Annotated in this window: 16 protein-coding genes; 13 read left to right on the top strand and 3 right to left on the bottom strand. The window is 72.8% G+C overall.

What is annotated here, in order from left to right; genetic code table 11:
* Positions 1-25: 25 nt before the first annotated feature.
* From ACQEU1_RS03130 to ACQEU1_RS03175, 10 genes are all read left to right on the top strand, one after another.
* Positions 26-628 (top strand): type VII secretion system-associated protein, encoded by a 603-nt coding sequence (locus tag ACQEU1_RS03130; protein ID WP_433195988.1) that lies wholly within the window; start codon positions 26-28, stop codon positions 626-628.
* Positions 629-734: 106 nt separating this feature from the next.
* Positions 735-1,055 carry a WXG100 family type VII secretion target gene (locus tag ACQEU1_RS03135; RefSeq protein ID WP_433195990.1) on the top strand — a complete coding sequence of 107 codons (321 nt, stop codon included), beginning with the start codon at positions 735-737 and terminating at the stop codon, positions 1,053-1,055.
* Between the two features lie 29 nt (positions 1,056-1,084).
* A complete protein-coding gene (locus ACQEU1_RS03140) occupies positions 1,085-1,387 on the top strand; it encodes a WXG100 family type VII secretion target (RefSeq protein WP_433195992.1) in 303 nt (100 codons plus the stop codon).
* A gap of 77 nt (positions 1,388-1,464) precedes the next feature.
* On the top strand, positions 1,465-2,046 hold the full coding sequence (locus ACQEU1_RS03145) for a hypothetical protein (protein ID WP_433195994.1): 582 nt from the start codon (positions 1,465-1,467) through the stop codon (positions 2,044-2,046).
* A 41-nt stretch (positions 2,047-2,087) separates the two neighbouring features.
* Positions 2,088-5,096, top strand: a complete 3,009-nt coding sequence (locus ACQEU1_RS03150; RefSeq protein ID WP_433195996.1) for a hypothetical protein — start codon at positions 2,088-2,090, stop codon at positions 5,094-5,096.
* Positions 5,093-9,115 carry a type VII secretion protein EccCa gene (gene eccCa / locus ACQEU1_RS03155; protein WP_433195998.1) on the top strand — a complete coding sequence of 1,341 codons (4,023 nt, stop codon included), beginning with the start codon at positions 5,093-5,095 and terminating at the stop codon, positions 9,113-9,115. Before ACQEU1_RS03150 ends, eccCa begins: the two co-directional genes overlap by 4 nt.
* Positions 9,116-9,176: 61 nt before the next feature.
* The gene (gene eccD, locus ACQEU1_RS03160; RefSeq protein WP_433196000.1) at positions 9,177-10,583 is read left to right on the top strand and encodes a type VII secretion integral membrane protein EccD; all 1,407 of its coding nucleotides are present in this window, start codon (positions 9,177-9,179) and stop codon (positions 10,581-10,583) included.
* A 3-nt stretch (positions 10,584-10,586) separates the two neighbouring features.
* Entirely contained in the window at positions 10,587-11,942 is a 1,356-nt protein-coding gene (eccB, locus tag ACQEU1_RS03165; protein WP_433196002.1) for a type VII secretion protein EccB, read from the top strand.
* 1 nt (position 11,943) lies between these two features.
* A complete protein-coding gene (locus ACQEU1_RS03170; RefSeq protein ID WP_433196004.1) occupies positions 11,944-14,961 on the top strand; it encodes a hypothetical protein in 3,018 nt (1,005 codons plus the stop codon).
* Positions 14,958-18,236 (top strand): right-handed parallel beta-helix repeat-containing protein, encoded by a 3,279-nt coding sequence (locus tag ACQEU1_RS03175; RefSeq protein WP_433196006.1) that lies wholly within the window; start codon positions 14,958-14,960, stop codon positions 18,234-18,236. The genes ACQEU1_RS03170 and ACQEU1_RS03175 overlap by 4 nt, the downstream gene beginning before the upstream one ends.
* A gap of 158 nt (positions 18,237-18,394) precedes the next feature.
* Here the strand turns inward: ACQEU1_RS03175 and ACQEU1_RS03180 are convergent, their stop codons facing one another.
* On the bottom strand, positions 18,395-18,691 hold the full coding sequence (locus ACQEU1_RS03180; RefSeq protein WP_433196008.1) for a hypothetical protein: 297 nt from the start codon (positions 18,689-18,691) through the stop codon (positions 18,395-18,397).
* 241 nt (positions 18,692-18,932) lie between these two features.
* On the opposite strand from ACQEU1_RS03180, the gene ACQEU1_RS03185 reads away from it, so the two are divergent.
* From ACQEU1_RS03185 to ACQEU1_RS03195, 3 genes are all read left to right on the top strand, one after another.
* Positions 18,933-19,313 carry a hypothetical protein gene (locus tag ACQEU1_RS03185; RefSeq protein ID WP_433196010.1) on the top strand — a complete coding sequence of 127 codons (381 nt, stop codon included), beginning with the start codon at positions 18,933-18,935 and terminating at the stop codon, positions 19,311-19,313.
* A gap of 114 nt (positions 19,314-19,427) precedes the next feature.
* A complete protein-coding gene (locus tag ACQEU1_RS03190; protein ID WP_433196012.1) occupies positions 19,428-21,668 on the top strand; it encodes an NB-ARC domain-containing protein in 2,241 nt (746 codons plus the stop codon).
* 86 nt (positions 21,669-21,754) lie between these two features.
* Positions 21,755-22,033, top strand: a complete 279-nt coding sequence (locus tag ACQEU1_RS03195) for an HU family DNA-binding protein (protein ID WP_433196014.1) — start codon at positions 21,755-21,757, stop codon at positions 22,031-22,033.
* A gap of 38 nt (positions 22,034-22,071) precedes the next feature.
* On the opposite strand, the gene ACQEU1_RS03200 is transcribed toward ACQEU1_RS03195, so the two are convergent.
* Both ACQEU1_RS03200 and ACQEU1_RS03205 read right to left on the bottom strand, forming a co-directional pair.
* On the bottom strand, positions 22,072-22,545 hold the full coding sequence (locus ACQEU1_RS03200) for a hypothetical protein (RefSeq protein WP_433196016.1): 474 nt from the start codon (positions 22,543-22,545) through the stop codon (positions 22,072-22,074).
* A 65-nt stretch (positions 22,546-22,610) separates the two neighbouring features.
* Positions 22,611-23,948 (bottom strand): endo-1,4-beta-xylanase, encoded by a 1,338-nt coding sequence (locus ACQEU1_RS03205; protein WP_433196018.1) that lies wholly within the window; start codon positions 23,946-23,948, stop codon positions 22,611-22,613.
* Between the last annotated feature and the right edge of the window lie 228 nt (positions 23,949-24,176).

Here is a 24,176-nt window from a genome sequence, read left to right on the forward strand (position 1 = left end):
CACCCGACGCTCCAGGAGGCACCCGGTGGTCAGCACTGTCCCGGCACAGCGGTGTTTCCTGCTGCTGGACCCGGCGTGGCGGCCGCCGGACCCGCACGCGGTACCGCCGGTGGAGGCGGTCGTCGGGACGTGGCCCGCTGAAGACGACGGCGGGCTCGGCCGGTTCCGCGCCAACCCGCGCTACCGGCCGTCCTCTGTGGACTCTCCGTCCGACCCGCTGGACGCGGTGCTGCGGCTGGCGTTGCGCGGCCTGGCCGAGGCCGGGCTCGTCCAGCTGGTGGTGCGCAACTCCACGTTCGACCTCGCGGTGAACGACGACGGTCGGCCGTTCGTCACCAGATCGCCGGACGACGTGCCGTGCGTCGTCGTCGTGACCGGTGAGCCGCACCGGGTTCACGCCGAGGCGCCGGGGTGGACGCGGATCGATCTGGACGACCTGGTCGTGTCGCTCGCGGACGGGGTCGACGTGCTGGTCAACCCCGGTGGCCCGGCCGCCGTGCGGTTGGGTGGCGACTTCGTGCGGGACACGCTGATGCTCGACGAACGGCAGGTGCGCGACCTCTGCGCGCGGTACCGGGAGTCGGTGTCGGGGGAGGGCGTCGCTGTGAGCGGTCAGGTGCGAACGTGACGCACTGCTGGACCGGTCGGGCAGTCACCGGACCGAAGTGCTGATGCCGCAACGGTTTCGTGGTGGGCTCTGCGCGACACACCTTCTGTGACAAGGGAGACTCCCCATGGCCGCAGTGTCGACCACGACACCGGGAATGCAGCAGGCGGCGGGTCATCTCGCCAACACCCAGTCGACGGCGAGGCAGGGCGTGCAGAACGTCGGCGACGCCCTCGCCGCGCTCAAGTCGACGTGGACGGGTGACGCCTCGATCGCGTTCGACTCGTCGATGAAGGCCTGGATGGACGACTGCCAGGTGATCGTCACCAAGCTCGGCGAGATGATCGAGGTCATGAACGGCAACCGGCAGGTGATCACCGCCGGCGAGAACGCCAACACCGAGGTCGCCGCGGCCATCCCGACCGGTCCCGGCCTCGACGGCATGTGACCGCCCCACCCTCCTGAAAGGACAGTTCCTTGGCCACCTACACCTTCGACCGCGGCATGGCGGACTCGGTCCGCGACCAGATGGCCGCCGTCACCAAGCAGCTGCAGAACGAGCTCGAGAACATGCACACGCAGGTCATGAACACGTTGCAGGACTGGCAGGACGGCGCCAAGGACCAGTACCTCGTCGCCAAGCAGCAGTGGGACGCGGCCGCGCAGCGCATGCCGTTCAGCCTGAACTCCGCGGAGATCGCGCTCAACCACATCACCGCGGGCTACCTCAAGGTCGAGCACACCGGCATGAACGCCTGGGGCGGCTACAGCGTGAAGTGATCTCGCGGGGCGCCGCCGGTGCGCGACGCGGCCGGCGGCACCCGCGATCCCCGCCCGACCAACGGAAAGGAGCGGCCGTGGGCGGCCTCTACGACGACTACGCGAAGACGCTGGAACACAGTCCCCCCAGCACGTTCCAGGATCCTCCCGGCAACACGAAGGACTGGAACGGCAACTCCGGGCAGTTCTACGCGAACAACACCCACCCGCCCGCCGTGCCCCGCAACGGGGAGGGCGGCAGCGGGGACATCAGGGTGAACACCGCGGCGCTCAAGCTGTTCGCCGAGAACCTGCTGCTGCTCAAGGACATCCTCACCCCGCTGCTCGCCGAGATCGAGGGCGTGAAGCTGAGGCCGGGCCGCTTCTTCGACGCGGGTGAGCTGATCAAGAAGGTCGTCGTGGGGCCGAAGTCGATCAGCGAGGTCACCCACAAGTACCTGCAGGACGTGATCCAGCTGCTGGTGGCGTACTCCGACGGGTTGCTCAGGCTCGTCGTGGACTACTCGACCGCGGAGGAGCTGAACGGCGTGACGGCGGCCGAGCTCGGTGAGTTCGTCGCGAACGCTCAGTCCTACCTCAACGTGCTGGTCGGGCCCACCGGCCTGCCGCGGGACACCAGCGGCACGGGTGGCGGCTCGGAGAACCCGCCCGCCGCCTAGATCCACTCCTCCTGTCCTCGCCTCACACGAAAGCTCCCCACATGGCTGACGACAAGCCTCCGGCCGGATACCGCCACGGCGACGAAGGCGCGCTCATCGCGCTGGAAGACGGGAACTACGGCACGAAGGCCGACTACGACACCTGGGACTGGAAGGCGATCAAGTCCGCGATCGCCAACATCGCCGCGGCGACGGCGGGTTCCGAGGTCGCCGAGGGCGAGCGGGTGTCGAACCCGGAGTCGTTGTGGGACGCGGCCGAGACGTTCCGCAAGATCAAGGAAGTCCTGATCGTGGTCGGTGACAGCATCACCGAGCAGGCGGAGGCGGTCGCCGGTGAGGACGGGCCGTGGCAGGGGCTCGCGGCCACCACGGTCCTCGGCACGATGAAGCAGTTCGCGAAGACCTTCCACAACCACGCGACCCAGATCGACGGCGGACCGGCGCGGCTGAACCCGACGCCGGAAGGGCTGTACACGGCGGGGAACTACCTGCAGTGGGCGATCAACGAGGTCAGCAGGATCGACTACCACTACGCGAACGAGGTCATCCGGATCGCCAACGAGTACAACGAGCGGGCCGAGCAGTACAACAGGGTCTACACGGGCCCGAACTCCATGATCGTGCCGTACATCGAGGCGGTGATGCCGAACGGGATGGTGGAGGTCAGCAAGTTCCCGAAGGTCGTCGAGGCGATGACCGACGACATGCGCAAGGTGTTGAAGGAACTCGCGACCCAGTACGACGCGACCCGGTTCGACGCGTCGCTCGCCACGGTCACCCCGCTGCCTCCGCCGGGAAGAACCGACACCGACGAGGACGGCCCGGAGGACAAGAACGACAAGTACGACCCGACCAAGTACGAGCACAAGCCCCCGCCCGACAAGGAGGACCGGCCGGAGGACGACCCGGAGAAGTACAAGCCGGAGACCTACAAGCCGCCGCCGAGGCCAGAGGTGGACGGCCCGCCCGGCGACGACGAGACCTCCCGGTACAAGCCGCCGCCCAAGCCGGAGTTCGAGGGCCCGCGCACCGACACCCCGACCACGTTCACGCCACCGCCGAAGCCACCGGACGCGGAGGCGTTCCGGCCCGACCTCGAAGGCCCGGGCAGCGTCAAACCACCCGGTGGCCCCGAAACCGACGGGCCAGGCCAGTTCAAGCCGCCCTCGTTCGACCCGCTGTCGCCGGACCTCACCGGCGGGCCCGGCGGGCCGAAGCCGGGCGACCCGATCACCGGTCCGCCGATCCTGTCGAACCCGATCGCGCCACCGGTGAAGAAGCCCGGCAGCCTCAACGCCGTCACGCCGCCGCCGAAGCTCGGCGGGCCGAACGGCCTCACCCCGCCCGGCGTGAAGGACCCGGTGAAGCCGTTCGACCCGAAGACACCGCCGAACCTCGGCGGCGCCGCACCGAAGCCGCCGGGCCTCGACCCGGTCGGCAAGCCCGACGTCAAGGTCCCCGACCCGCGTGACTGGCAGGCGGGCGGCCCCGACCAGCTCGCGCCGCCCGACCGGCGCGACCTCACCGGCGGCTCGCCGATGATGCCGCCGTTCTCGCCGCCCGCGCACAACGGCCAGGGCGGCCCGGAGCGCCCGGACTCGTCCGGCCTGCTCGACGGCGGCCCGAAGCCCTGGGAGGGCACGAAACCGCCCGGCCTGGGAGACCCGGACGGCTTCTCGGAGTCGCCGGGTGATCGGGAGAGCTGGGCGCCGGTGGGTGGTGTGCCGCAGGGGCTTGGCGGGTCGCCGATGATGCCGCCGATGGCTCCGCCGGCGCAGAACAACCAGGGTGGTGCGGAGCGTCCGGACGCTGCGGGTCTGCTCGATGGTGGTGCGCAGCCGTGGGAGGGCGTGGACGCGCCGGGGCTGGGTGATCCGGACGGCTTTTCGGAGATGCCGGGTGATCGGGAGAGCTGGGCGCCCGTGGGTGGTGTGCCGCAAGGGTTCGGTGGGTCGCCGATGATGCCGCCGATGGCTCCGCCCGCGCAGAACAACCAGGGTGGTGCGGAGCGTCCGGACGCTGCGGGTCTGCTCGACGGTGGTGCGCAGCCGTGGGAGGGCGTCGACGCGCCCGGTCTGGGCGACCCTGACGGGATCGCGGAGCTGCCCGGCGACCGGGAGAGCTGGGCGCCGGTGAGTGCTGTGCCGCAAGGGTTCGGTGGGTCGCCGATGATGCCGCCGATGGCTCCGCCCGCGCAGAACAACCAGGGTGGTGCGGAGCGTCCGGACGCTGCGGGTCTGCTCGACGGTGGTGCGCAGCCGTGGGAGGGCGTCGACGCGCCGGGGCTGGGCGACCCGGACGGGATCGCCGAGCTGCCGGGTGATCGCGAGCGCTGGGCACCGATCGGTGGCGTGCTGACACCGGGGCTCGGTGGCTCGCCCACGGCTCCTCCCCAGAGCGGTGCGGAGAGGCCGGAGTCGGCCGGGCTGCTGGACGGCGGGCCGCAGCCGTGGGGCAGCGTGAGCTCGCCGGGGCTGGGTGATCCGGGCGTGCCCGTGGTCGTGCCGCCGCCGGTGCCGATGACCGAGCGCCCTGCCCGGCGCGAGGACGACGATGCCGTCGCCGCCGGTGGGATGGCCGGGTACGAGCCCGCCGCCCCCGGCGCCGACGGCACCGTCGTCGCACCCGCCGAGGACGCGGTCGCCGTCGTGCGGGCGGGCGGTGACGAGGACTTCAGCGCCTGGGACGTCGGTGCGGCCGGCGGGGTGCTGTGGTTCGCGGGCGCCGCCAAGCGCGCCGAGGACGAGCGCGAGGACGAACCTGCGCCGCACACGCCGGACTACGCGCTGCGCGAGACGACGCCGTGGGAGCACACGTCCCGGCACGCGTCCGCGCCGGTCGCGGCCGAGCCCGTGCGGGACGGCGCCGGGCGGCGGGCCTACTGGCCGCCTCTGGGCGGCGGCTGCACCGGCGAGACGCGGCCGGAGGAGGAGCCGGAGACTGAGGAGGAGCAGGAAGAAGAGGAGCGCCGGGCGGTGGACCTGTTGCGGCAGGCGGACGAGGCGTGGTCGTCCGCGCCCAGGCTGAACGCGTCCGGGGTGATCGAATGAGCGTCACGGTGAAGCGCGGGCCGCGCCTGTCCGGTCCCGCGATGCCGGAGGGCGTCGAGGAGCTGCAGGAGCCACCGGTGATGCCGGAACCGGCGACCCGCGACTTCAGCTCCGTGCTGATGTTCCTGCCGATGGCCATCGCGCCGATCGCGATGATCCTGGTGTTCTCGTCGATCGGCTCCGGCGGCGGATCGCCGCTGATCATCATCATGTCCGGCGCGATGGCGCTCGGCATGGTCGCGATGGCGATCAGCCAGCTGCTGCGCAACGGCGGCGACCGCAAGAGCAAGCTGAACGCCGAACGCCGCGACTACCTGCGCTACGTCGGGCAGCTGCGCCGGCGGGCCAGGGACGCGGGCGGTGAGCAGCGGCTCGCGGTGGCGTGGAACAACCCCGACCCGTCGTGGCTGTGGTCCATCGCCTCCGGCCAGCGGGTGTGGGAGCGGCGCGGCGGCCACGACGACTTCGGCCGCGCCCGCATCGGCCTCGGCACGCAGGCGGCGGCGATGGAGTTCACGCCGCCCTCGACCAAGCCGATCGAGGACCTGGAACCGCTGTCGGCGATCTCGTTGCGCCGCTTCAGCGAGACCTACCGCACCGTCACCGGCATCCCCGTCTCGGTCGGGCTGCGCAGCTTCACGAGCGTCGAGTTCGCGGGCGACCAGGACGCCGCGGCGGGCCTGGTGCGCGCGATGCTCTGCCAGCTCGTGACCTTCCACGCGCCGGACGAGCTGCGCGTCGCGGTGCTCGTCGCACCGGAGAACCAGGCCGAGTGGGACTGGGTGAAGTGGTTGCCCCACAACGCACACCCGGACGCGCACGACGCCGCCGGTCCGTTGCGGATGCTGGCGTGCGACCACGACGAGCTCGTCGATCTGCTCGGCCATGAGGTCACCGACCGCGGCGACCACGACAAGGGCGTGTCACCCGGCGCCGCCGAACCGTTCGTCGTGGTCGTGGCCCACCTCGCCACGATCCCCGAGAACTCGCCGCTGCTCGGCTCCGGCCTGCGCAACACCGTGCTGCTCGACGCCACGGGCGCGTTGCCCGGTGGCACGAAGGTCCTGCGGCTCACCTGCCGCGACGGCCAGGTGACCTACCCCGTCGGCGACGAGACCGGCACCGCGACGGGCGACGCCGTGACCGTCGCGCAGGCCGACACCCTCGCCCGGCTGCTCGCGCCGAAGCGCACCAGCGGCACGGTCGAGGTCGTCGACCGTCCTTTCGAGACGGACTTCGAGCTGACCGCGCTGCTCGGCATCCGCGACGTGCACACCTTCGACGTCGCCGCGCAGTGGCGGCAGAAGCTGCCGCAGCGCGCCCGGCTCCAGGTGCCGATCGGCGTCACGGAGGAGGGCGAGGTCGTCGAGATCGACCTCAAGGAGTCCGCGCAGGGTGGCATGGGTCCGCACGGCATGCTCATCGGCGCCACCGGTTCCGGCAAGAGCGAGCTGCTGCGCACGCTCGTGTGCAGCCTCGTCACCACGCACTCGTCCGAGATCCTCAACCTCGTCCTGGTCGACTTCAAGGGCGGCGCGACGTTCCTCGGCATGGAGAAGCTCCCGCACACCTCCGCGGTGATCACGAACCTCGCCGACGAGCTGCCGCTGGTCGACCGCATGCAGGACTCCCTCAACGGCGAGATGACGCGGCGGCAGGAGATGTTGCGCGCCAGCGGGTACTCGTCGCTCTTCGAGTACGAGAAGGCGCGGTCGGCGGGAGGTCAGCTGCCGCCGCTGCCGACGTTGCTCGTCGTGGTGGACGAGTTCAGCGAGCTGCTCAGCGCGAAGCCGGAGTTCATGGACCTCTTCGTCTCGATCGGCCGGCTCGGCCGCAGCCTCGGCGTGCACCTCCTGCTCGCCTCGCAACGGCTCGACGAGGGCCGCATCCACCGCGTCGAAGGCCACCTGTCGTACCGGATCGCCCTGCGGACGTTCTCCTCGATGGAGTCCCGCAGCGTCATCGGCGTCGCGGACGCCTACGAGCTGCCTTCCGGGCCGGGCAACGGTTACCTCAAGATCGACACCTCCACGCTGGTGCGCTTCAAGGGCGCCTACGTCTCCGGTCCCTGCCTCACGACCGCGCCCCAGGGCGGTGGCCAGGCGGCCGGCACGACGGAGGGCGAGGTCGTGCCGTTCTACACCCAGCCCAGCCCGCGGCTGCACGAGATCCGCGCGGAGGAGCCGGACGACACCCCCGCGCCCCAGGAGGAGACGACCTCCCCGGACGACGCGCCGAGCCTCGCCGAGGTGCTGCTCGGCCGCCTGACCGCGGCCGGTCCCGCCGCCCGCCAGGTGTGGCTGCCGCCGCTCGCCGCGTCGCCCACCCTCGACGCCCTGCTGCCGAGCGTGCTGCCGCACCCGCGGCTGGGCATGGTGGTCGACGACGCGTCGGTGCGCGGCAGGTTCCGCGTCCCGGTCGGTCTCGTGGACCTGCCGTACGAGCAGATGCGCGAGCTGCTCGTCGCCGACCTGTCCGGTTCGGACGGTCACGTCGGCGTCGTCGGCGCGCCGATGACCGGCAAGTCGACGTTGCTGCGCACCCTGATCCTCGGCCTGGCGCTCACCCACACGCCGGAGGAGGTCCAGTTCTACGGGCTCGACTTCGGCGGTGGCGGCATCATGTCGCTCAGCGGCCTGCCGCACGTCGGCTCGATCGCGACCAGGATGGAACGCGACCGGGTCGTGCGCACGCTCGCCGAGGTCGTGCAGGTGATGGAGACGCGCGAGGCGGCGTTCGCCGAACACGGCTTCGAGTCGATGGCCGAGTACCGCACCGCGCGCCGGGACGGCCGGATCACCGACCAGCACGGCGAGGTCTTCCTGGTCGTCGACGGCTGGTTCACGCTGCGCCAGGACTACGGCGACCTGGAGTCGAAGCTCACCGAGATCGCCGCGCGCGGGCTGTCGTTCGGCGTGCACCTGGTCGTGTCGTCCAGCCGCTGGTCGGAGATCCGGCCGTGGCTGCGCGACGTGCTGGGCACGCGGTTCGAGCTGCGCCTCGGCGACTCGATGGAGTCGGAGGTGCAGAGCCGCAAGGCCGCGACCGTTCCGCACCAGCCCGGCCGCGGTCTCACCAGCTCCGGCTTCCACTTCCTCGCCGCTCTGCCCCGGCTCGACTCCTGCTCGGAGACCGAGGACCTCGCCGCGGCCACGAAGTCGGCGGTGGAGGAGATCAGGGCGTTCTGGCCCGGTCGCAGCGCGCCCGGTGTGCGGCTGCTGCCGTCCCGGCTGCCCGTGGTGGACCTGCCGCCGCCCGACGGCGACCTGCGGATCTGCCTCGGCCAGGACGAACAGCGGCTCACCGCCGTGTGGCACGACTTCAACGCCGTCCCGCACCTGTTCGCGATGGGCGACGCGGAGACGGGCAAGACCAACGCGCTGCGGCTCGTGCTGCGGTCGATCGTCGCGGGCTACCGGCCGGGCCAGGCCAAGATCCTCGTCGCCGACTCGCGCCGCGACCTCGACGACATGGTGCCCGAGGAGTACCGCATCGGGCACGTCGTCGGCGCGGACGCGTTGAAGGACCTCGCGACCAAGGCCGCCGTCTCGCTGCACAAGCGGGTGCCGGGGCCGGACATCTCGTCGGAACGCCTGCGCCGCCGCGACTGGTGGGAGGGCCCGCAGCTCTTCGTGGTCGTCGACGACTACGAGCTGTTCTCGTCCGGCATGGCGATGGGCACGCCGCTCGACGCCCTGCTTCCCCTGATGGCACAGGGCGTCCACATCGGATTCCACCTGGTTCTCGCGCGCAGCAGCGCGAACGCGATGCGCGCCATGATGGACCCGGTCATGCGGCGGCTGTGGGAGCTCGGCACGCCCGCCCTGCTCTTCTCCTACCCCAAGGAGGAGGGCAAGTTCCTCGGCGAGGCAGCGCCGCGCACCCTGCCGCCCGGCCGCGCCCAGCTCGTGACGCGCCGCGGCGTGAAGCTCGTCCAGACCGGCCTGGTGCCGGTGGGACCGCGGCCGGACGCCGACGCGGTCGGTGCCGGCGCGCCCGGAAGGGGCGATGCCGGGTGAGCACCACCTCGAAACCCCGCCGCGCCGAGGAGACCGGCGTGCCAGGAAGGAGCGACGTTCCGTGACCACCGCCCCGGAACTCTGCCGCGTCACCGTGATCGGCCCGGACGGCCGCGCCGACCTCGCCGTCCCGGCGGGCACGACGGTGACCACGCTGCTGCCCGCACTCGTGCGGCACGTGGTGCGGGACGACGACGACCGCCCGCACACCGGCGAGGAGTACGGCTCGTGGGTGCTCCAGCGCCTGGGCGAGGCGCCGTTCGACCCGGACGGCACACCGGAGACGCTCGACTGGCTCGACGGCGAGCACCTGTACGTCGTGCGCGCCGAGGACCCGTTGCCGGAGCTGGACTTCGACGACGTCGCCGAGGGCATGGCGACCGCCGTCAACCGCCAGGGCAACCGGTGGAACGAGACGGTCAACCGCCGGCTCTTCCTGAGCCTCGCCGGGTGCGCGCTCGGGGCGATCGCGGTGTCGTTGTTCGAGAACGAGAGCACGGTCGCCGCGGCGTCGACCGGCGGGCTGCTCGCGCTGGTGTTCCTCGTCGGCGCCGTCCTGGTCGCCCGCACGACCCAGGACCGGGGGCTCGCCGCCGTCATCGGCGTCGCCGGGTCCGTCTACGCGGCCCTGGCCGGCGCGATCGCCACCGCGGGCGTGACCGGTGCGATGGACCTCGACCCGGTCGGCGTGCTGATCGGCGGCGCGCTGCTGGCCGGCACGTCCGCGGGACTCCTGGTGGTGCAACGGATCCTGGCGCGGGACCTGCCGATCGTGCCGTTCGGCGCGCTGACCGTCGCCGGGCTCGCGGCCGTCGTCGCGGTGTGGCTGCACCTCGGCGTCGAGCTGACCCGCCCGCAGACCACCACCGTCGTGCTGTCGGTGTGCTACCTGCTGCTCCTGTTCTCCCCGAAGCTCGCGACCCGCACGGCCCGGCTGCGCGGCCCGCAGCTGCCGCGCACCGCCGAGGAGATGAAGATCGACGTGGAGCCGATGCCCGCGGCGCGGCTCGCCGAGCAGACCGGGATCGCCGACCGCTACCTCAGCGTGCTCGCGATCGGCGCCTCCTCGGTGTTCGCGGCCGGGTTCGTCTACCTGATGGTCGAGCCGACGTGGCTGGAGCACACCCTCGGCGGCCTGTTCGCGGCGCTGGTCCTGTTGCGGTCGCGGGAGTTCCTCAACATCGGCCAGCGCACGGCGTTCGCCGTCGCGGGCACGTGGGGCGCGGTGCTGCCCGCGCTGAGCATGCTCGCCGGGATGAGCGACGTGTGGCGGGTCGCGGGCGTGCTCGGCATGCTCGTCGCGGTGCTGCTGCTGGTCGCGGCGGCGAAACGGCCGCCGGACCGGCGGATGCTGCCGATCTGGCCGCACATGGGCGACGTCGTGGAGAACCTGACGTGCGTGGCGCTCGTGCCGTTCGTGCTGCAGGTGCTCGGGATCTTCGCCTGGGCCCGCGGACTGGCGGGGTGAGCCGTGCAGACCAAGAAGGACCACGTCCACGCCTACCAGACCCTCGTCGGCCGGATGAGCGCCGCGTTGTTGCTGGGGGACACCAACTACAGCGAGGCACCCGCGCGCAGGGCGTTGATGGGCCTGGTGTTCGGGGTGGTGCTGGCGCTGCTGATCGGCATCGGGTTCTGGGTCTACGGCCTCATCCACCCCGGCGGCAACACGGCGTGGCGCAAGCAGGGCGCGATCCTGGTGGAGAAGGAGAGCGGCGCGCGGTTCGTCTACCGCGACGGGCTGCTCGTCCCGATGGCGAACCACGCGTCGGCGATGCTGGCGCAGGGTCAGGGCGGCAAGATCGAGATGATCTCCCGCGCGTCGCTGGAGGGTCTGGAACGCGGGGCGCCCGCCGGCATCCCCGGCGCGCCCGACCCGGTGCCCGCCGCGTCCGCGCTCGTCGGCACGCCGTGGCTGGTCTGCCTGCCGCACACCGGCGGCACCGCGGTGCGGGGCGCCGGTCTGATGAGTCTGAACGCCAACCCCGACGCGCCGTCCACGCCGTTGACCGAGGCCGAGTACCTGTGGGTCGGCACGGCGTCGGGGGAGCAGTACGTGGTGTGGCAGGGCGGGAAGCTCCGCCTCGCCGGACCCGTGGCGGCGGTGGCGCTCGGGCTGGGCAACGGCACGCCGCCGACCGCCCCCGCGGCGTGGCTCGCCGCGCTGCCGGACGGGCCCGAGATCGGCCCGGCACCGGTGACCGGTGGCGCCCCGGTCCCGGTCGGCGGCACCGCGCGGCCGGTCGGGACGGTGTTCCGCCAGGCCGTGGCGAACGGCCAGGAGAACTTCGCGGTGCTGCGCGCGGACGGGCTCGCGCCGATGTCCCGCACGGAGGCGGCGTTGCTGACGGCCGGCCAGGGCACACCGGCCGTCGACATCGACGCGACGGCGATGGCCGCCGCGCCCCGGTCCGCCGACACGTCGCTGACCACCCGCATCCCCGACCTGCTCGGCGCGCGGTCGCTGCCGGTCGGGCAACGGGCGTTCTGCCTGCGGCAGGAGACGAACGGCGGCACCGTCCTCAGCGTGCCGGTGACGGCAGAGCGCGACTTCGCGTGGATCGGCATGAACGCGCAGCTCGGCGCGTACCTCAAGCCGGGCACGGGGTTGCTCGCCGCGTCGGTGCCCGCGCCCGCGGGCGTGAAACCGGACAGGTACCTGATCACCGATCGCGGCTTCAAGTTCCGGCTCGCCGACGACGAGGCGGTGAAGGCGCTCGGGCTGGGCGGCGTCACGCCCCGGCCGATGGCGGCGGACGTGCTGGCCGAGATCCCGAGCGGCCCGGTGCTGAGCCGGTCCGCGGTGTTCGAGAGAGGACGTGGCTGAGATGACCCTGCTGACGAGGCGCCGGGAGCACCGCCGCGGCGAGGACCGGGAGATGATCGGCCACACGATCGGCAACGCTCTCGTCGTCCACCCGAGGCACGCGCTGCGCAACGAGATCCGCGACCTGGCGCTGGGCCTCGCCGCGGACCCGGAACACGAGCTGGTCGTGGTCGACCTGCCGCCGGACAGCTCGATGGCGGTGTGGGAGGCGGCGGCGAAGCTGTTGCCCCGCAAGCGCCGCGGGCTGCGCCTGGTGATCAGCGGCCGGCCGCGCGAGACCACCGCGCTCGCGGGCCAGTGGCTCTCCGAACGCCTGGGCCGCACCGTGATCGCCCCCGACGGCGCGGTGCTGCCCGGCGCGGACGGCACCCTGTTCGTCGACTCCGGCTGGGGCACGGGCTGGCGGCGCTTCCAGCCCGGCCGCACCCCGGAGCTCGACGGGAAGCGGTTCCCCAGGCCGTCGTGGGACGAGGTCTCCTCGCTCGTGGAGGTCATGCCGACGAGCGCCGGTGCCGTCGCCGAACCGGTGCCGGGCGGCGCGTGGCTGCGGCCGCGCGGCCCGGAGAGCGTGCTCGGACCGCATCGCGGCCGTCTGGTCGAAACCCTGCCGTGCCAGCCCGACGTGTGCGTGGTCGTGCTGGGCTGCCCCGGCGCGACGGCTGTGACGATGCACGACGTGGCGCGGTTCTGGAGCTGGCTGCCCGACCCGTTGCGGGAGAAGGTCCGCATGGTCGCGTACGGCCCGATCGCCACGCCCGGCCCGTACGGCCAAAGCGTCGCCGACGCCCTGGGCACCGAGGTCACCTGCTACACCGGCCTGCCGGTCGGCGCCCGCCACGACCCGGACGTCTACGCGCTGCGCACCGACGGGGCGCTGGGCTGGCGCGCGTTCGCCGAGGAGGTGAGCTACGTCCCGGCGCGGCCTGGAGAACCCGCGCCACCACCGGCCCTGGTCGCCTACCGCGAACCGTTCTACGGCGTGGACGAGGTCGAACCCGCCGTCTACCGCTACTCGGCGCACGCCGTGCTGGAGGTCGTGCAGTCGGGCCTCTGGCTGCGCCCGCCGCACGAGGTGGGCCACGCCGCCGCCGTCCGCGCCACCGAACCGGACGCGAGCAGGCACCTGGTGCTGTTCGACGACGACGAACACCTGCGCGACCTGGCCGACGACGTGTTCGGCCGCCTCGACCCGATGACGCGGGCGCTGAGCGAGGTGGTGCGGGCGGACTCGCTGGTGCGCCACCGAGTGCAGGCGGGACGCGCGCTGGGCAGCGTGGAGACCGCGCGGGGCACCGCGGAGGCCGCGCCGGGCAGGCCTTCCGCTGACGCGCTGGCGGACACGGTGGTGATGAGGCCGGTGGCGACGGTTGCGGGGCCGATGGCGGTTGCCGGGCTGGGCACGGTTGCCGGGCCGGCTTCGGTGGCGGGTGCGGGGGAGAGCGCCGCGCTCGCACCGCTGGAGTCCGACCCGCTGGAGTCCGACCCGCTGGGGTTCGACCCGCTGGAGTTCGACGGGGTGATCGGCGGGACAGCGCCGCACGAGGTGCCTGTCGCGCCGCCGAGCCTGATCGCGACGGTGGCCCCGGCGGACCCGTTCGCCGCAGAGGCGCCGGTCGTGCCAAGCGACCCGTTCGCGACGCCGGCCGCTGAACCCGTGACGCGCCAACGGTCCGCCACCTCGTCCACAACCGAGGCCCCGACTCCACCCGCCTCGCACACCGCCACCTCCGCCCCGCCCACTCCGGCCCCGCTCACCTCCGCCGGACCCGGTTCGGCCCCATCCGGCTGGGCCTCACTCACCTCAGCCGGACCCACCCCGGCGCCACCCACCACGTCCCTGTCCGCCACCCCTTCCACGTCTGAGGCCGCGGCCCCACCCACCCCGCCGCCGCCCACTCCGGCGCCGCCCACTCCGGCGCCGCCCACTCCGGCGCCGCCCACTCCGGCGCCGCCCACTCCGGCGCCGCCCACTCCGGCGCCGCCCACTCCGGCGCCGCCCACTCCGGCGCCGCCCGCCTCGGCGCCGCTCACCTCCGTCTCACCCACTCCCGCCCCGCCCACCTCGGCCCCACCCACCTCGGCGCTGCCCACCTCTGTCTCACCCACTCCCACCCCACCCACCCCGGCGCGACCCACCTCCGCTCCACCCACCTCCGCTCCACCCGCCGCCGCCCCACCAACCCCCGCCCCACCCAGCACCTCGGTCCAGCCCACCCCCGAAAGCGCCGCCGCGGCCCTCCTCCCCACCCGCGGCATCGACGAGGAACGCTCCTGGCTGCGCCGCGCCCTCAGCCGCGAGTACACCTCCGTCGCCAACTCGGTCTCCCGCGTCCTCTCGGAGTCGCCGAGCTTCCAGGGCGCGCTGGACCGCTCCTCCGGCGGCGTGCTGACCGACGCGGCCGCCATCCGCCTCTACCTCTCCGGCCAGGGCGACGGCCTCGACCTCTCGCTGCGCTCCGGCCGGGTCGGCCCGCACGTGCCGTTCGCGCGCTGCGTCGTGTCCGGCCTCAGCCGCCTGCCGTCGCATCGCGGCGCGGCGGTGTTCTCGGCCTCGCCGACGGACCGCGAGTGGGAGCTGTACCGGGCCCGCCGCTACTTCACGGAGTGGGGGTTCGTGCACGCGCTGACGACACCTTGTGCGGCGCAGCGGAAGGAGAACGAGACCGACGTGTTGCTGTGGTCGATGACGGCGCGCCGCACGCGGCTGCTCGAACCTGAGGAGCACGGGGTCGCCGACCGCGTGTTGTTCGTGCCCGGCACGAGCTTCAAGGTGCTCGACCTGTCCCCGCCGGGGCAGGGCAGGCGCGGGCTCGTGCTGGTGCGCGAGCTCGCGGCGGGCGAGATCGACGAGAGCGGGCGGGTCGACGGCAACCGGGCGTCGCTCGACGAGCTCGCCGTCAACACGTTGCGGCGGAGCCTCGAGACCTGGGCCTCTGGCGAGGTCCGGGTGCCGGCGGCCGCCGCGTCCCGGTTCGGCACGCTGCCCGGGCTGGTCCGCACACCGGAGGAGGAACGATGAGTCGTCAGCTGCTGGTGGTCGCGGCCGACCGGCAGGGGGCGTACCCCACGATCGGCGCGGCACTGCGGGACGCGGCCGACGGCGCCACGATCAGCGTGCTGCCCGGCCGCTACGAGGAGAACCTCGTGGTGGGGCGGATGGTCACGATCACCGCGGAGGACGGGCCCGGCACGGTCGAGGTGGTCGCGCGCACCGGCAGCGTCGTCGTGGTCGCCGCGGCCGCCGCCCAGTTCTCCGGCCTCGTGCTGACCGGGCACGACACGACCCTCGCCGCGCTGGACGTCCGGCAGGGCGAGGTCGCGCTCGACGACTGCCGCGTGTCCGGGGCCGCGTGGGCGGCGGTCCTCGCGCGCGGCGAGGGATGCGTGGTGCTGCGCGGCTGCCGGATCACCAACACCGGTGGCGTGGGCGTGGTGGTGACGTCGCCGTTGCCGAGCACCGCGGAGAACTGCGAGATCGACGACGTGGCCTCGACCGCCGTCGTCGTCACCGAGAACGGGTCGCTCGTGCTCCGCCGCGTCGTGGTCCGCAACGCGGGCGGCAACGGCGTCTGCGTCAACGGCCGCGCGCACGCCGTGGTCGAGAACTGCGAGTTCGTGGACACCGCGAAACCCGCGCTGGTGGTGGAGCAGGACGCGGGCGCCGAGATCCGCGAGGCCACCGTGCGGCAGAGCGCGAGCCTGGACCTGTACGTGCGCAGCACAGGCGAGGTGACCGTCTCCGGCTCCACGTTCACCGGCGCCGGCGTGCAGTCCGTGCACGTCGCCGGCGGGTCGGCGCCACGGCTGCGCGGCTGCCGGTTCAGCTCGGCCGGCCGCAACGCCGTCTACGTCACCAGCGGGTCCGCGCCCGTGTTCGAGGACTGCCGGATCGACGGCAGCCCGCTGGGCGCGTTCGTCGACGGCGGCGCGCGGCCCGAGTTCGCCTCGCTCGGGGTGACCGGCACGTCCGAGGGCGTGCTGCTCGTCGACGGCGAGGCGGACGTGCTGCTGCGCGGGCTGCGCGCCGAGGCGGCGTCCGGGCCTGCCGTGCTGGTGCGGGGCAGGTCGCGGCTGGTGCTCGCCGACGCCGTGGTCGAGGTGCCGGACGGGGTCGCGCTGCGGCTCTCGGACGGGGCGCACGGCGAGGTGACCGACACGCGCCTCAGCGGTTCCGCGGCCCATCTGGCCACTGTGGAGGGTGGTGCGCGCGGTGAGTTCACCTCGGTGTCGCTCAACGGTGGTGGCGTGCGGGTCGAGGCGGCTGAACTGTCCATTCAGGACAGCGAGATCTCCGAACCGGCCGCGGACGGCGTCAGCGCGGGCCCCGGCGCGGTCGTGCGGGTGACGCGCTGCCGGGTGCGGTCGGCCCGCCGGCACGGCGTGCACCTGCTCAGCGGGTCGCGCGGCGAGGTGCGCGGCTGCGAGGTGACCGGCAGCGCGGGCGACGGCGTGCTGCTCGACACCGAGGAGGACGCCGTCGTCGCGGAGTGCACGGTCACGGGCAACGGCGGCAGCTCGGTGCGCACGGCCGTCGAGCACGAACGGCTGTCCGTCACCGGCATCGTGACGGGGGAGCAGCAGGCCCCGGCCGAGCCGCGGGAGCACGACGAGCCGCAGTCGCTCGGCGGCGCGATGGGCACGCGCCTGGAGGGACCGCTCGCCGATCTCGACGCGCTGATCGGCCTCGACGGCGTGAAGCGCGAGGTCCTCGGCCTGATCAACCTGATCAAGATGACCCAGCGGCGCCAGGCGATGGGCCTGCCGATGCCGCCCATGTCGCGCCACCTCGTGTTCGCCGGACCTCCCGGCACCGGCAAGACCACCGTCGCCCGGCTCTACGGCTCGGTGCTCGCCGAGCTCGGCATCCTCGCCCGCGGCCACATGGTCGAGGTGGCGCGCGCGGACCTGGTGGGCCAGTACATCGGGTCCACGGCCATCAAGACCGCCGAGGTCGTCACCAAGGCGATGGGCGGCGTGCTGTTCATCGACGAGGCGTACACGCTCTCCAGCCAGTCCGGCGGCAGCGGCCCCGACTTCGGCCAGGAGGCCATCGACACGCTGATGAAGATGATGGAGGACCACCGCGACGAGATCGTGGTGATCGTCGCGGGCTACTCCGAGCTGATGGAGCGGTTCCTCGCCTCGAACCCCGGCATGGCGTCGCGGTTCTCGAAGTCCGTGGAGTTCCCGAACTACACCGTCGACGAGCTCGTCACCATCACGACCAACCTGTGCCGCAAGCACTACTACGAGCTGACCGACGACGCGGTCGACGCGCTGACCGGCTACTTCGACCGCGTGCCGAAGAACGACACGTTCGGCAACGGCCGCGTCGCGCGCAAGCTGTTCGAGGCGATGGTGAGCACGCAGGCCTCCCGGCTCGCCCTGCGCCCGCCGGAGAAGGACACCGAGCTGAACCGGCTCACGGCGGAGGACCTCGTCGGCGAGCTGGCCTCCCTCGGCGAGGCCGCTCCGCGCGCGGCGGCACCCGACGCGAACACCGACCCGGTCGCCGCGGTCGGTGCCACGGCGGGCTGGCGCCGGTTCTCCGGCCTGCACGGCCTCGACGACGTGCGCGAGGCCGCCGGCCGCACGCTGGTGGGACTCTGCGGCCTGCGGGCGCGCAACAAGGGGCTGGGCCGGCAGGCGAACGTCGTGCTGTCCGGCCGCCGCGGCACGGGCAGGCGCGCGGTCGCGACGCTGTACGCGCAGAGCCTCGCCGAGCTGGGGCTGGTCGGCAGCGGCCACGTCACCCGCCTGGCGGTCGGCCGCGACCTGTGCCCGCGCTGGCCAGGCCAGGCCGTGAGCCTCGTCGCCACGGCGTTCGAGGACGCGGACGGCGGCGTGCTGCTGCTCGACGCCGACGGCCCGTGGGCGAGCGACTCGCCCGAACTGCGCGCCGAACTCGTGGACGCGCTGGCGGAGGCCGTGTCGCGCAACACCGGAGTCGTGGTGCTGCTGGCGGGCGAACCCGCCGCCCTGGCCGCGCTCTCGCCGGTGCTGAACGAGTGCTTCGCCCAGCGCTGGGACTTCGCCGACTACGACGTGGACGACCTGACCGCACTGGCCGTGCGGCGGCTGGCCCGGTGCGGGCACGAGGTGCCGCCGGACGTGCGGGAGGCGTTGCGGAACCTGTTGTCCGGCAACGGAGACCGCACCGCGTGGGACGCGCACCGGATGGCGCACCGGCTCGCGACGACGGCCGCCTCTCGCACGCTCGCGGCGGCCGACCTGCACGCGGTGGCGCTGGCGGGGATGCCGTCGCGGGACGGCGGGCTCGCGGCGGTCGGCTGAGGAGGCGGCTGAGGGAGGGCGGCCCGGCGTGGTCGCCCTTCTCTTCGCGCGGCAACGACCCCAGCCAGCGCGATGCCGGCCTTCCCCTGCGCAGCAACGACGACGGCGCCGCCGGTCACGCGGACCGGCGGCGCCGCCGTCGTTCCAAGAAACGCGGCTCAGAGGCCGAACCAGAGGTAGAAGTAGACGTTCGGTCCACTTCGGACGGTCTGGATCGCGTACTGCCGCCACTTGCCCTGGCTCCTCATCGCCTTGCCCACCGAGTCGGCGGACGCGGCGGTTGGGTACCAGGCGTAGTAGTACGGGGTGGTGTTCTTCGGCGGGTTGGCCTGCACCGGCTGGGTCGTGCCCGGCGCCCCGCTGCCCTGGCCGGGACCGGCCGCGAGCGCCGCCGGGGTGGCGAGGGTGACCGTGGCGGCGACGAGCGCGGCCGCCGTCGCGAACGTGCGGAACATGCCTTCTCCTTGTGCGCGTGGGGGGTGTGCGTGGGGTGTCCGCGGCGAGCATCTCGGCGGCGTCACCCCGGCGGCAAACCTCGTTGCCCGTTCGTCGGGAGGATCGGCCCTGCCGTGCGGGAGAACGGGAAGTCCGCCCGGTGCGTTCGGGTCGGAAGCCCTTGGGGCACAGCGGTTTGCGTGATCGCGTCGCTACGGTTCGCGGTGTCCGACGAAACCGAGACGGAACGGATCACTGTTCATGAAGCTTCCGATCAAGGCGCTGAAGCGCGCGGGCGCTGCGGTCGCGCTCGCCTCCGTCGTCGCGGTGGGCGGTGGCCTCGTCGCCGCCGCGCCCGCCTCGGCGGCCGCGGGTGTGCTGCAGATCTGCTCGAAGGGCACCTACTCGACCGACGTCGAGTTCCCGGAACGCGGCGGCGCGCGCTCGGTCATCGTGCCGAGTGGCCGGTGCATCAACCTGCCGCTGGGCACCAGCACGCGCGTCGAGAAGATCCACGTGTTCGGCCACGTCTACCCCGCCGTGTTCCTGGTGACGGCCGCCTCCGTGCGGCCGAGCAGGGGCGGCAGCGTGATCACCTTCGGCACGCCGCAGAACTGCTGGGCCGCCACCCCGGCGCTGTGAGCGCAGGCGGGGCGTCGCTCCGGCGCCCCGCCCGTCGCGGCGCGCCGGACCGGGAACCGCCGTGAGAACCTTGCCGCGCGACGGTGAACTGGGCTGCTGGTGGAGGTACCGCGGATGCTGGGGTCGGCTCGGCCTTCTTTTGGCGCGAGTGTGTTGGGCTACCGCACGAGAGCACGCCTGACCCAGGAGGAACTGGCGGCGTTGTCGGGCCTGAGCGTGCGGGCGCTGCGCGATCTCGAACGGGGACGGGCGTCCTCGGCCCAGGAACGGTCGGCGGAACTGCTCGCCACCGCGTTCGGGCTGACCGGCGACGAACGGGCGTCCTTCCTGCGCCAGGCCGAACAGGGCAGGCGCCGGTCGGGGCGCGCCGGGGACACGACGCTGCTGCACGACCTGCCGGACCTGCCCGACCTGGTGGGCAGGGAGACCGAGCTGGACGTGCTGGCGCGCGAGACCGCGGCCGGCGGCGTCGTGGTCGTCTCCGGTCCGCCCGGCGTGGGCAAGACGTCGCTCGCGGTCGCCGCCATCCGGCGGTTCGGCGAGCGGTTCCCGGACGGCTGCGTGGGAATCGACCTGCGCGGCGGCGACGACCGGCCGGTGAGCGTCGGTGCCGCGCTGGACCGCCTGCTGACGACGCTGGGCGTGCCGGCGGCCCGCATCCCGGCGGACACCGAGATGCGCGGCGCGCTCTTCCGGACCCTGGTGCGCGAGCGGCGCATGCTCGTGGTGCTCGACAACGCCGCGAACGAGGCGCACGTGCGGCCGTTGCTCGGCGCCGGTCCCGGCAGCGCGACCATCGTCACCTGCCGCCGGACGCTCGCGGGGCTCGAGGCGGCGCGGTGGCTGGTGCTCGACGCGTTGTCGGAGGAGGGCGCGGTCGACCTGATCGCGTCGATCGTCGGCGACGACCGCGTCCGCGACGAGCCGGAGGCCGCCAGCGCGCTGGCCGCCCTGTGCGGCAACCTGCCGCTGGCCGTGCGGATCGCCGGGAACAGGCTCGCGGGGGGCGACCGGCCGATGTCGCGGCTGGTGACCGAGCTGCGCGACGAGAGCGCGCGGCTCGACTCGCTCGCCGCGGGCGACCTGCGCATCAGGACCGTCTTCGAGGTGTCGCTGCGGCAGCTGTCCCCGATCGCGCAGACCGCTTTCCGGCGCCTGGCCCTGATCCCCGGCACCGGCTTCGACGACGAGCTCGCGTCCGTCGTCACCGGCATGTCGCTCGACGAGGCCGGGCCCGTGCTGGACGAGCTGCTGGAGGCGTCGCTGCTGAGCGTCACGCCGCGGACGAACCGCCTGCAGTTCCACGACCTGCTCCGCCTGCTCGCCCAGGAGCGGCTGCTCGCGGAGGAACCGGAGAGCGTGCGCACCGGGCTGCGCGACGCCCTGCACCAGCACGTGCTCACGCGAGGTGCCGCCGCGGGCAGGCTGTTCTTCGCCGAGGTGCGGGAGATCCCCGCGGACAGCCCGTTCTGCTCGCTGGCCGAGGCCAGTGACTGGATCACGCGCGAGGAGTCGACCTGGCTGCCCGTGCTGCAGCAGGCCGATGCCCTGGGCCGGCACCGCGAGGTGCTCGACTTCGCCGTGGGCACGACCAGGTACTCCCAGAGCCGCGAGCTCAAGCACGACTGGGGTGCCGTGTGCGACGCCGGGCTCCGCGCCGCCCGCGTGCTCGGGGCGCGGCCGGAGGAGGTGGACATGCTCAACCAGTTCTCCTGGCTGCGCAGCCTCGCCGGTGCCGACGACGAGGCGCAGGCCGCGAGCGAGACCGCGATCGCCATCGCAGGCGAGATCGGCGACCGCAGGGGCGCCATGATCGCGCACTGCAACCTCGGGCTGACGCTGCTGCGGCGGCACCAGGTCGGGGACGGCATGACGCACCTGCGCACGGCGTACGAGATGTCCCCGGAGTTCGACTTCTTCGACCTCGGCATCTGGATGGCGATCCCGTACGGCTACGCGCTGCTCACCGTGGGCCGCCTGGACGACGCGCTGGCGCTGCACCAGGCGATGCTCGCCGAGATCGACCGCCGGCGCGGCGAGACCAACCACGACATGGAGACCAAGGCGAAGACGATGGCGTACGCGATCGCCGGCGACTGCTTCGCCGCCCAGTCGCGCTGGCACGAGGCCGCCGGGAGCTACCGCGCCGCCCGCCTCGCGCTGGACGACGAGCAACGCGTCGGCTACCGCGACTCCGCCGGGCTGGCGCTGAGCGAGGGCAAGGCGTGGCGCCAGGCGGGGGAGCACGCCGAGGCGCGGCACTGCCTCGACTACGCCCTGGCCCGCTTCGAGGGCCCGCTCTACGGCGACGAACGCGCGGCCGTCGAGGCGGAGCTGGCCGCACTCCCGGCCTGACCACGACCGGGTGACTACCGTTTGCGCTCAAGCGGTCACCATGTGTAAATGCTCCGTGTTCTGATCATGAGCGAAGGGCCGTCACCGTGAACAAGCAGGAGCTGATCGACCTCGTGTCCGAGAACGCGGACGCGAGCAGGGCGGACGTGGCCAAGGTGCTGGACACGATGCTGCACACGATCAAGAACACCGTGGCCGAGGGCGACACGGTGAACCTGACGGGATTCGGGTCCTTCACGATGGGCGAGCGCGCGGCGAGGACCGGGCGCAACCCGCAGACCGGGGAGCCGATCGAGATCGCGGCGTCGAAGGCCGTCAAGTTCTCCGCCGGCAAGGCGTTCAAGGACTTCGTCAACGCCAGGTGACGCGGGTGCCGGACGTGGCAGCCGCCACGTCCGGCAGGTCAGTTCGAGGGCCCGCTCAGGTGCCCGCGGATCCGGTCGAACTCGGCCGCCATCTCCGGCGACGCGAGGAAGTCGTCCAGAGCCGCCGACACCTCGTAGTCCACCGCCTCCAGCGACCGGATCGCCAGCTGCACCACGGACTCCGCGTCGCGGCCGGCGAGGAAGCTCGCCCAGTGCTCCAACGCCTCCAGCGCCCACAACAGCTGGGGGTCCATGTCCCCGTCCGACAGCGTTCCCGCGTCGATCTCGCCCAGCCACGCCCGCAACCGTTCCGGCGTGCTGCCCGCCGGATCCGTCCGAGCCTGCTCGAACGCCCGCCGCGCGTCGTCGTCGAACTCGGATTCCGCCGCGTCCGCGAGGTCACCGTCCGCGGTCAGCCTGACCACCGTGGACGCGCCGAACCGGTGCCGTTGCTCCTCGTCGGCGGCCGCGACCAGATCGCGGACGGACTGTTCGACCTCGTCGTAGCGCACGCCGGCATTCAACCAGGCGCCCGCGGCGGCGGATCACCGACCGGTGCCGGCGTCCGCGGCGCCGGTCAGCCGACCCGGCAGGAGAGGCTGGGCCAGTTCCAGTTGCCGCCGTGCATGATCGTGAAGCCGAACGTGTTGCCGTTTCCGTTGGGGCGTGCGGTCATCACGTCGGCCGAGCCCCACGTCGCGCTGGTGTTCCAGGTGGCGATGATCCGCTGCGGCGAGCTGACGGTGACGGTGACGACCCAGTTGTCGGTGCCGGTCACCGTGACGTTGCCGTTGAAGCGGTCACTCCACTTCTCGCCCTCGGAGTACGTCGCGGTGCAGCCCCCGCCGCCGGGGTTGCCGGACGTGGTCGTGGTGGTCGGCGTGGTGGTGCCGGTGCCGTTGTTCAGGACGTTGAGGACCGAGGTGTAAGCGGCCTTCTTGTTGCCGCTGCCGTCGAAGAGCAGCGGGGTGCCGGAGGCGCGCCACGAGTCGCTGTCGCGGATGCCCCAGACGGTGATGCCGGTGCAGCGGGAGACGGCGAGGCAGGCCTGGGTGACTCCCTGGTACTGCTGGGCCTGGGAGCTGCCGGAGCCCTCGATGTCGAGCTCGGTGATCTGGACGTCGACGCCGAGCGCGGCGAAGTTCTGCAGGGTGGTGTGGTAGTTGGACGGCACGGGGTTGCCGCTGTTGAAGTGCGCCTGGAAGCCGACGCAGTCGATCGGGACGCCGCGGGACTTGAAGTCCTGCACCATCCGGTAGACGCCCTGGGTCTTGGCGTGCGACCAGTTGTCGGTGTTGTAGTCGTTGTAGCAGAGCTTGGCGCTCGGGTCGGCGGAACGGGCCGCGCGGAACGCCGCCTCGATCCAGTCGTTGCCGGTGCGCTGGAGGTTGGAGTCGCGACGCCCGCCGCCGCTGCCGTCGGCGAACGCCTCGTTGACGACGTCCCAGGCGTAGATCTTGCCCCGGTAGTAGGTGGCGACCTGGGTGATGTGGTTGAGCATCGCGTTGCGCAGCGAGGAACCGGACATGTTCTGCATCCAGCCGGGCTGCTGCGAGTGCCACGCCAGGGCGTGCCCGCGGACTCGTTTGCCCTGATTCCGCGCCTGGTTCACGATCCGGTCGGCGTTGCCGTAGCTGAACTGGTTCTGGTTCGGCTCGGTCGCGTCCATCTTCATCTCGTTCTCGGCCGTGACCATGTCGAACTCGCGGTTGAGGATCCCGGTGTAGGTCGAGTCGCCGAGCTTGTTCGCGGCCACCGCCGTGCCGAAGTACCGGCCGCTCTGCTGGGCGGCGGCACCGAGGGTGGACGCGGCGCCGCTGGCCGTGCCGGCGGAGAGGACCGCGGCCGCCGCGGAGGCGAGGACGAGAGCCGGCACGAGGGAGACCCGTGCGGCTGACTTCGCTGTCAGCTTCATTGTCCGGCGCTTTCTGAGAAGCACCCGCGTGACCACGGGTGGAAACGGATCGGTCGACATCGGTGACGATCAACTCGTGCGGACTGCGCCGGGTCCGCCGCGCCAGTATTAGCCGACCCGCACGGGCCCAACAAGCCGTGCCTGATCTCGGTAGATGTCGAACAACTGTCGAACGCCGAGGTGAGAGACGCTTTTGTGGAAATCGGAAGCGAAGTGGGCCGGTACTCC

It is taken from the genome of Lentzea sp. CA-135723, assembly GCF_050936595.1.
Taxonomy (GTDB): Bacteria; Actinomycetota; Actinomycetes; order Mycobacteriales; family Pseudonocardiaceae; genus Lentzea.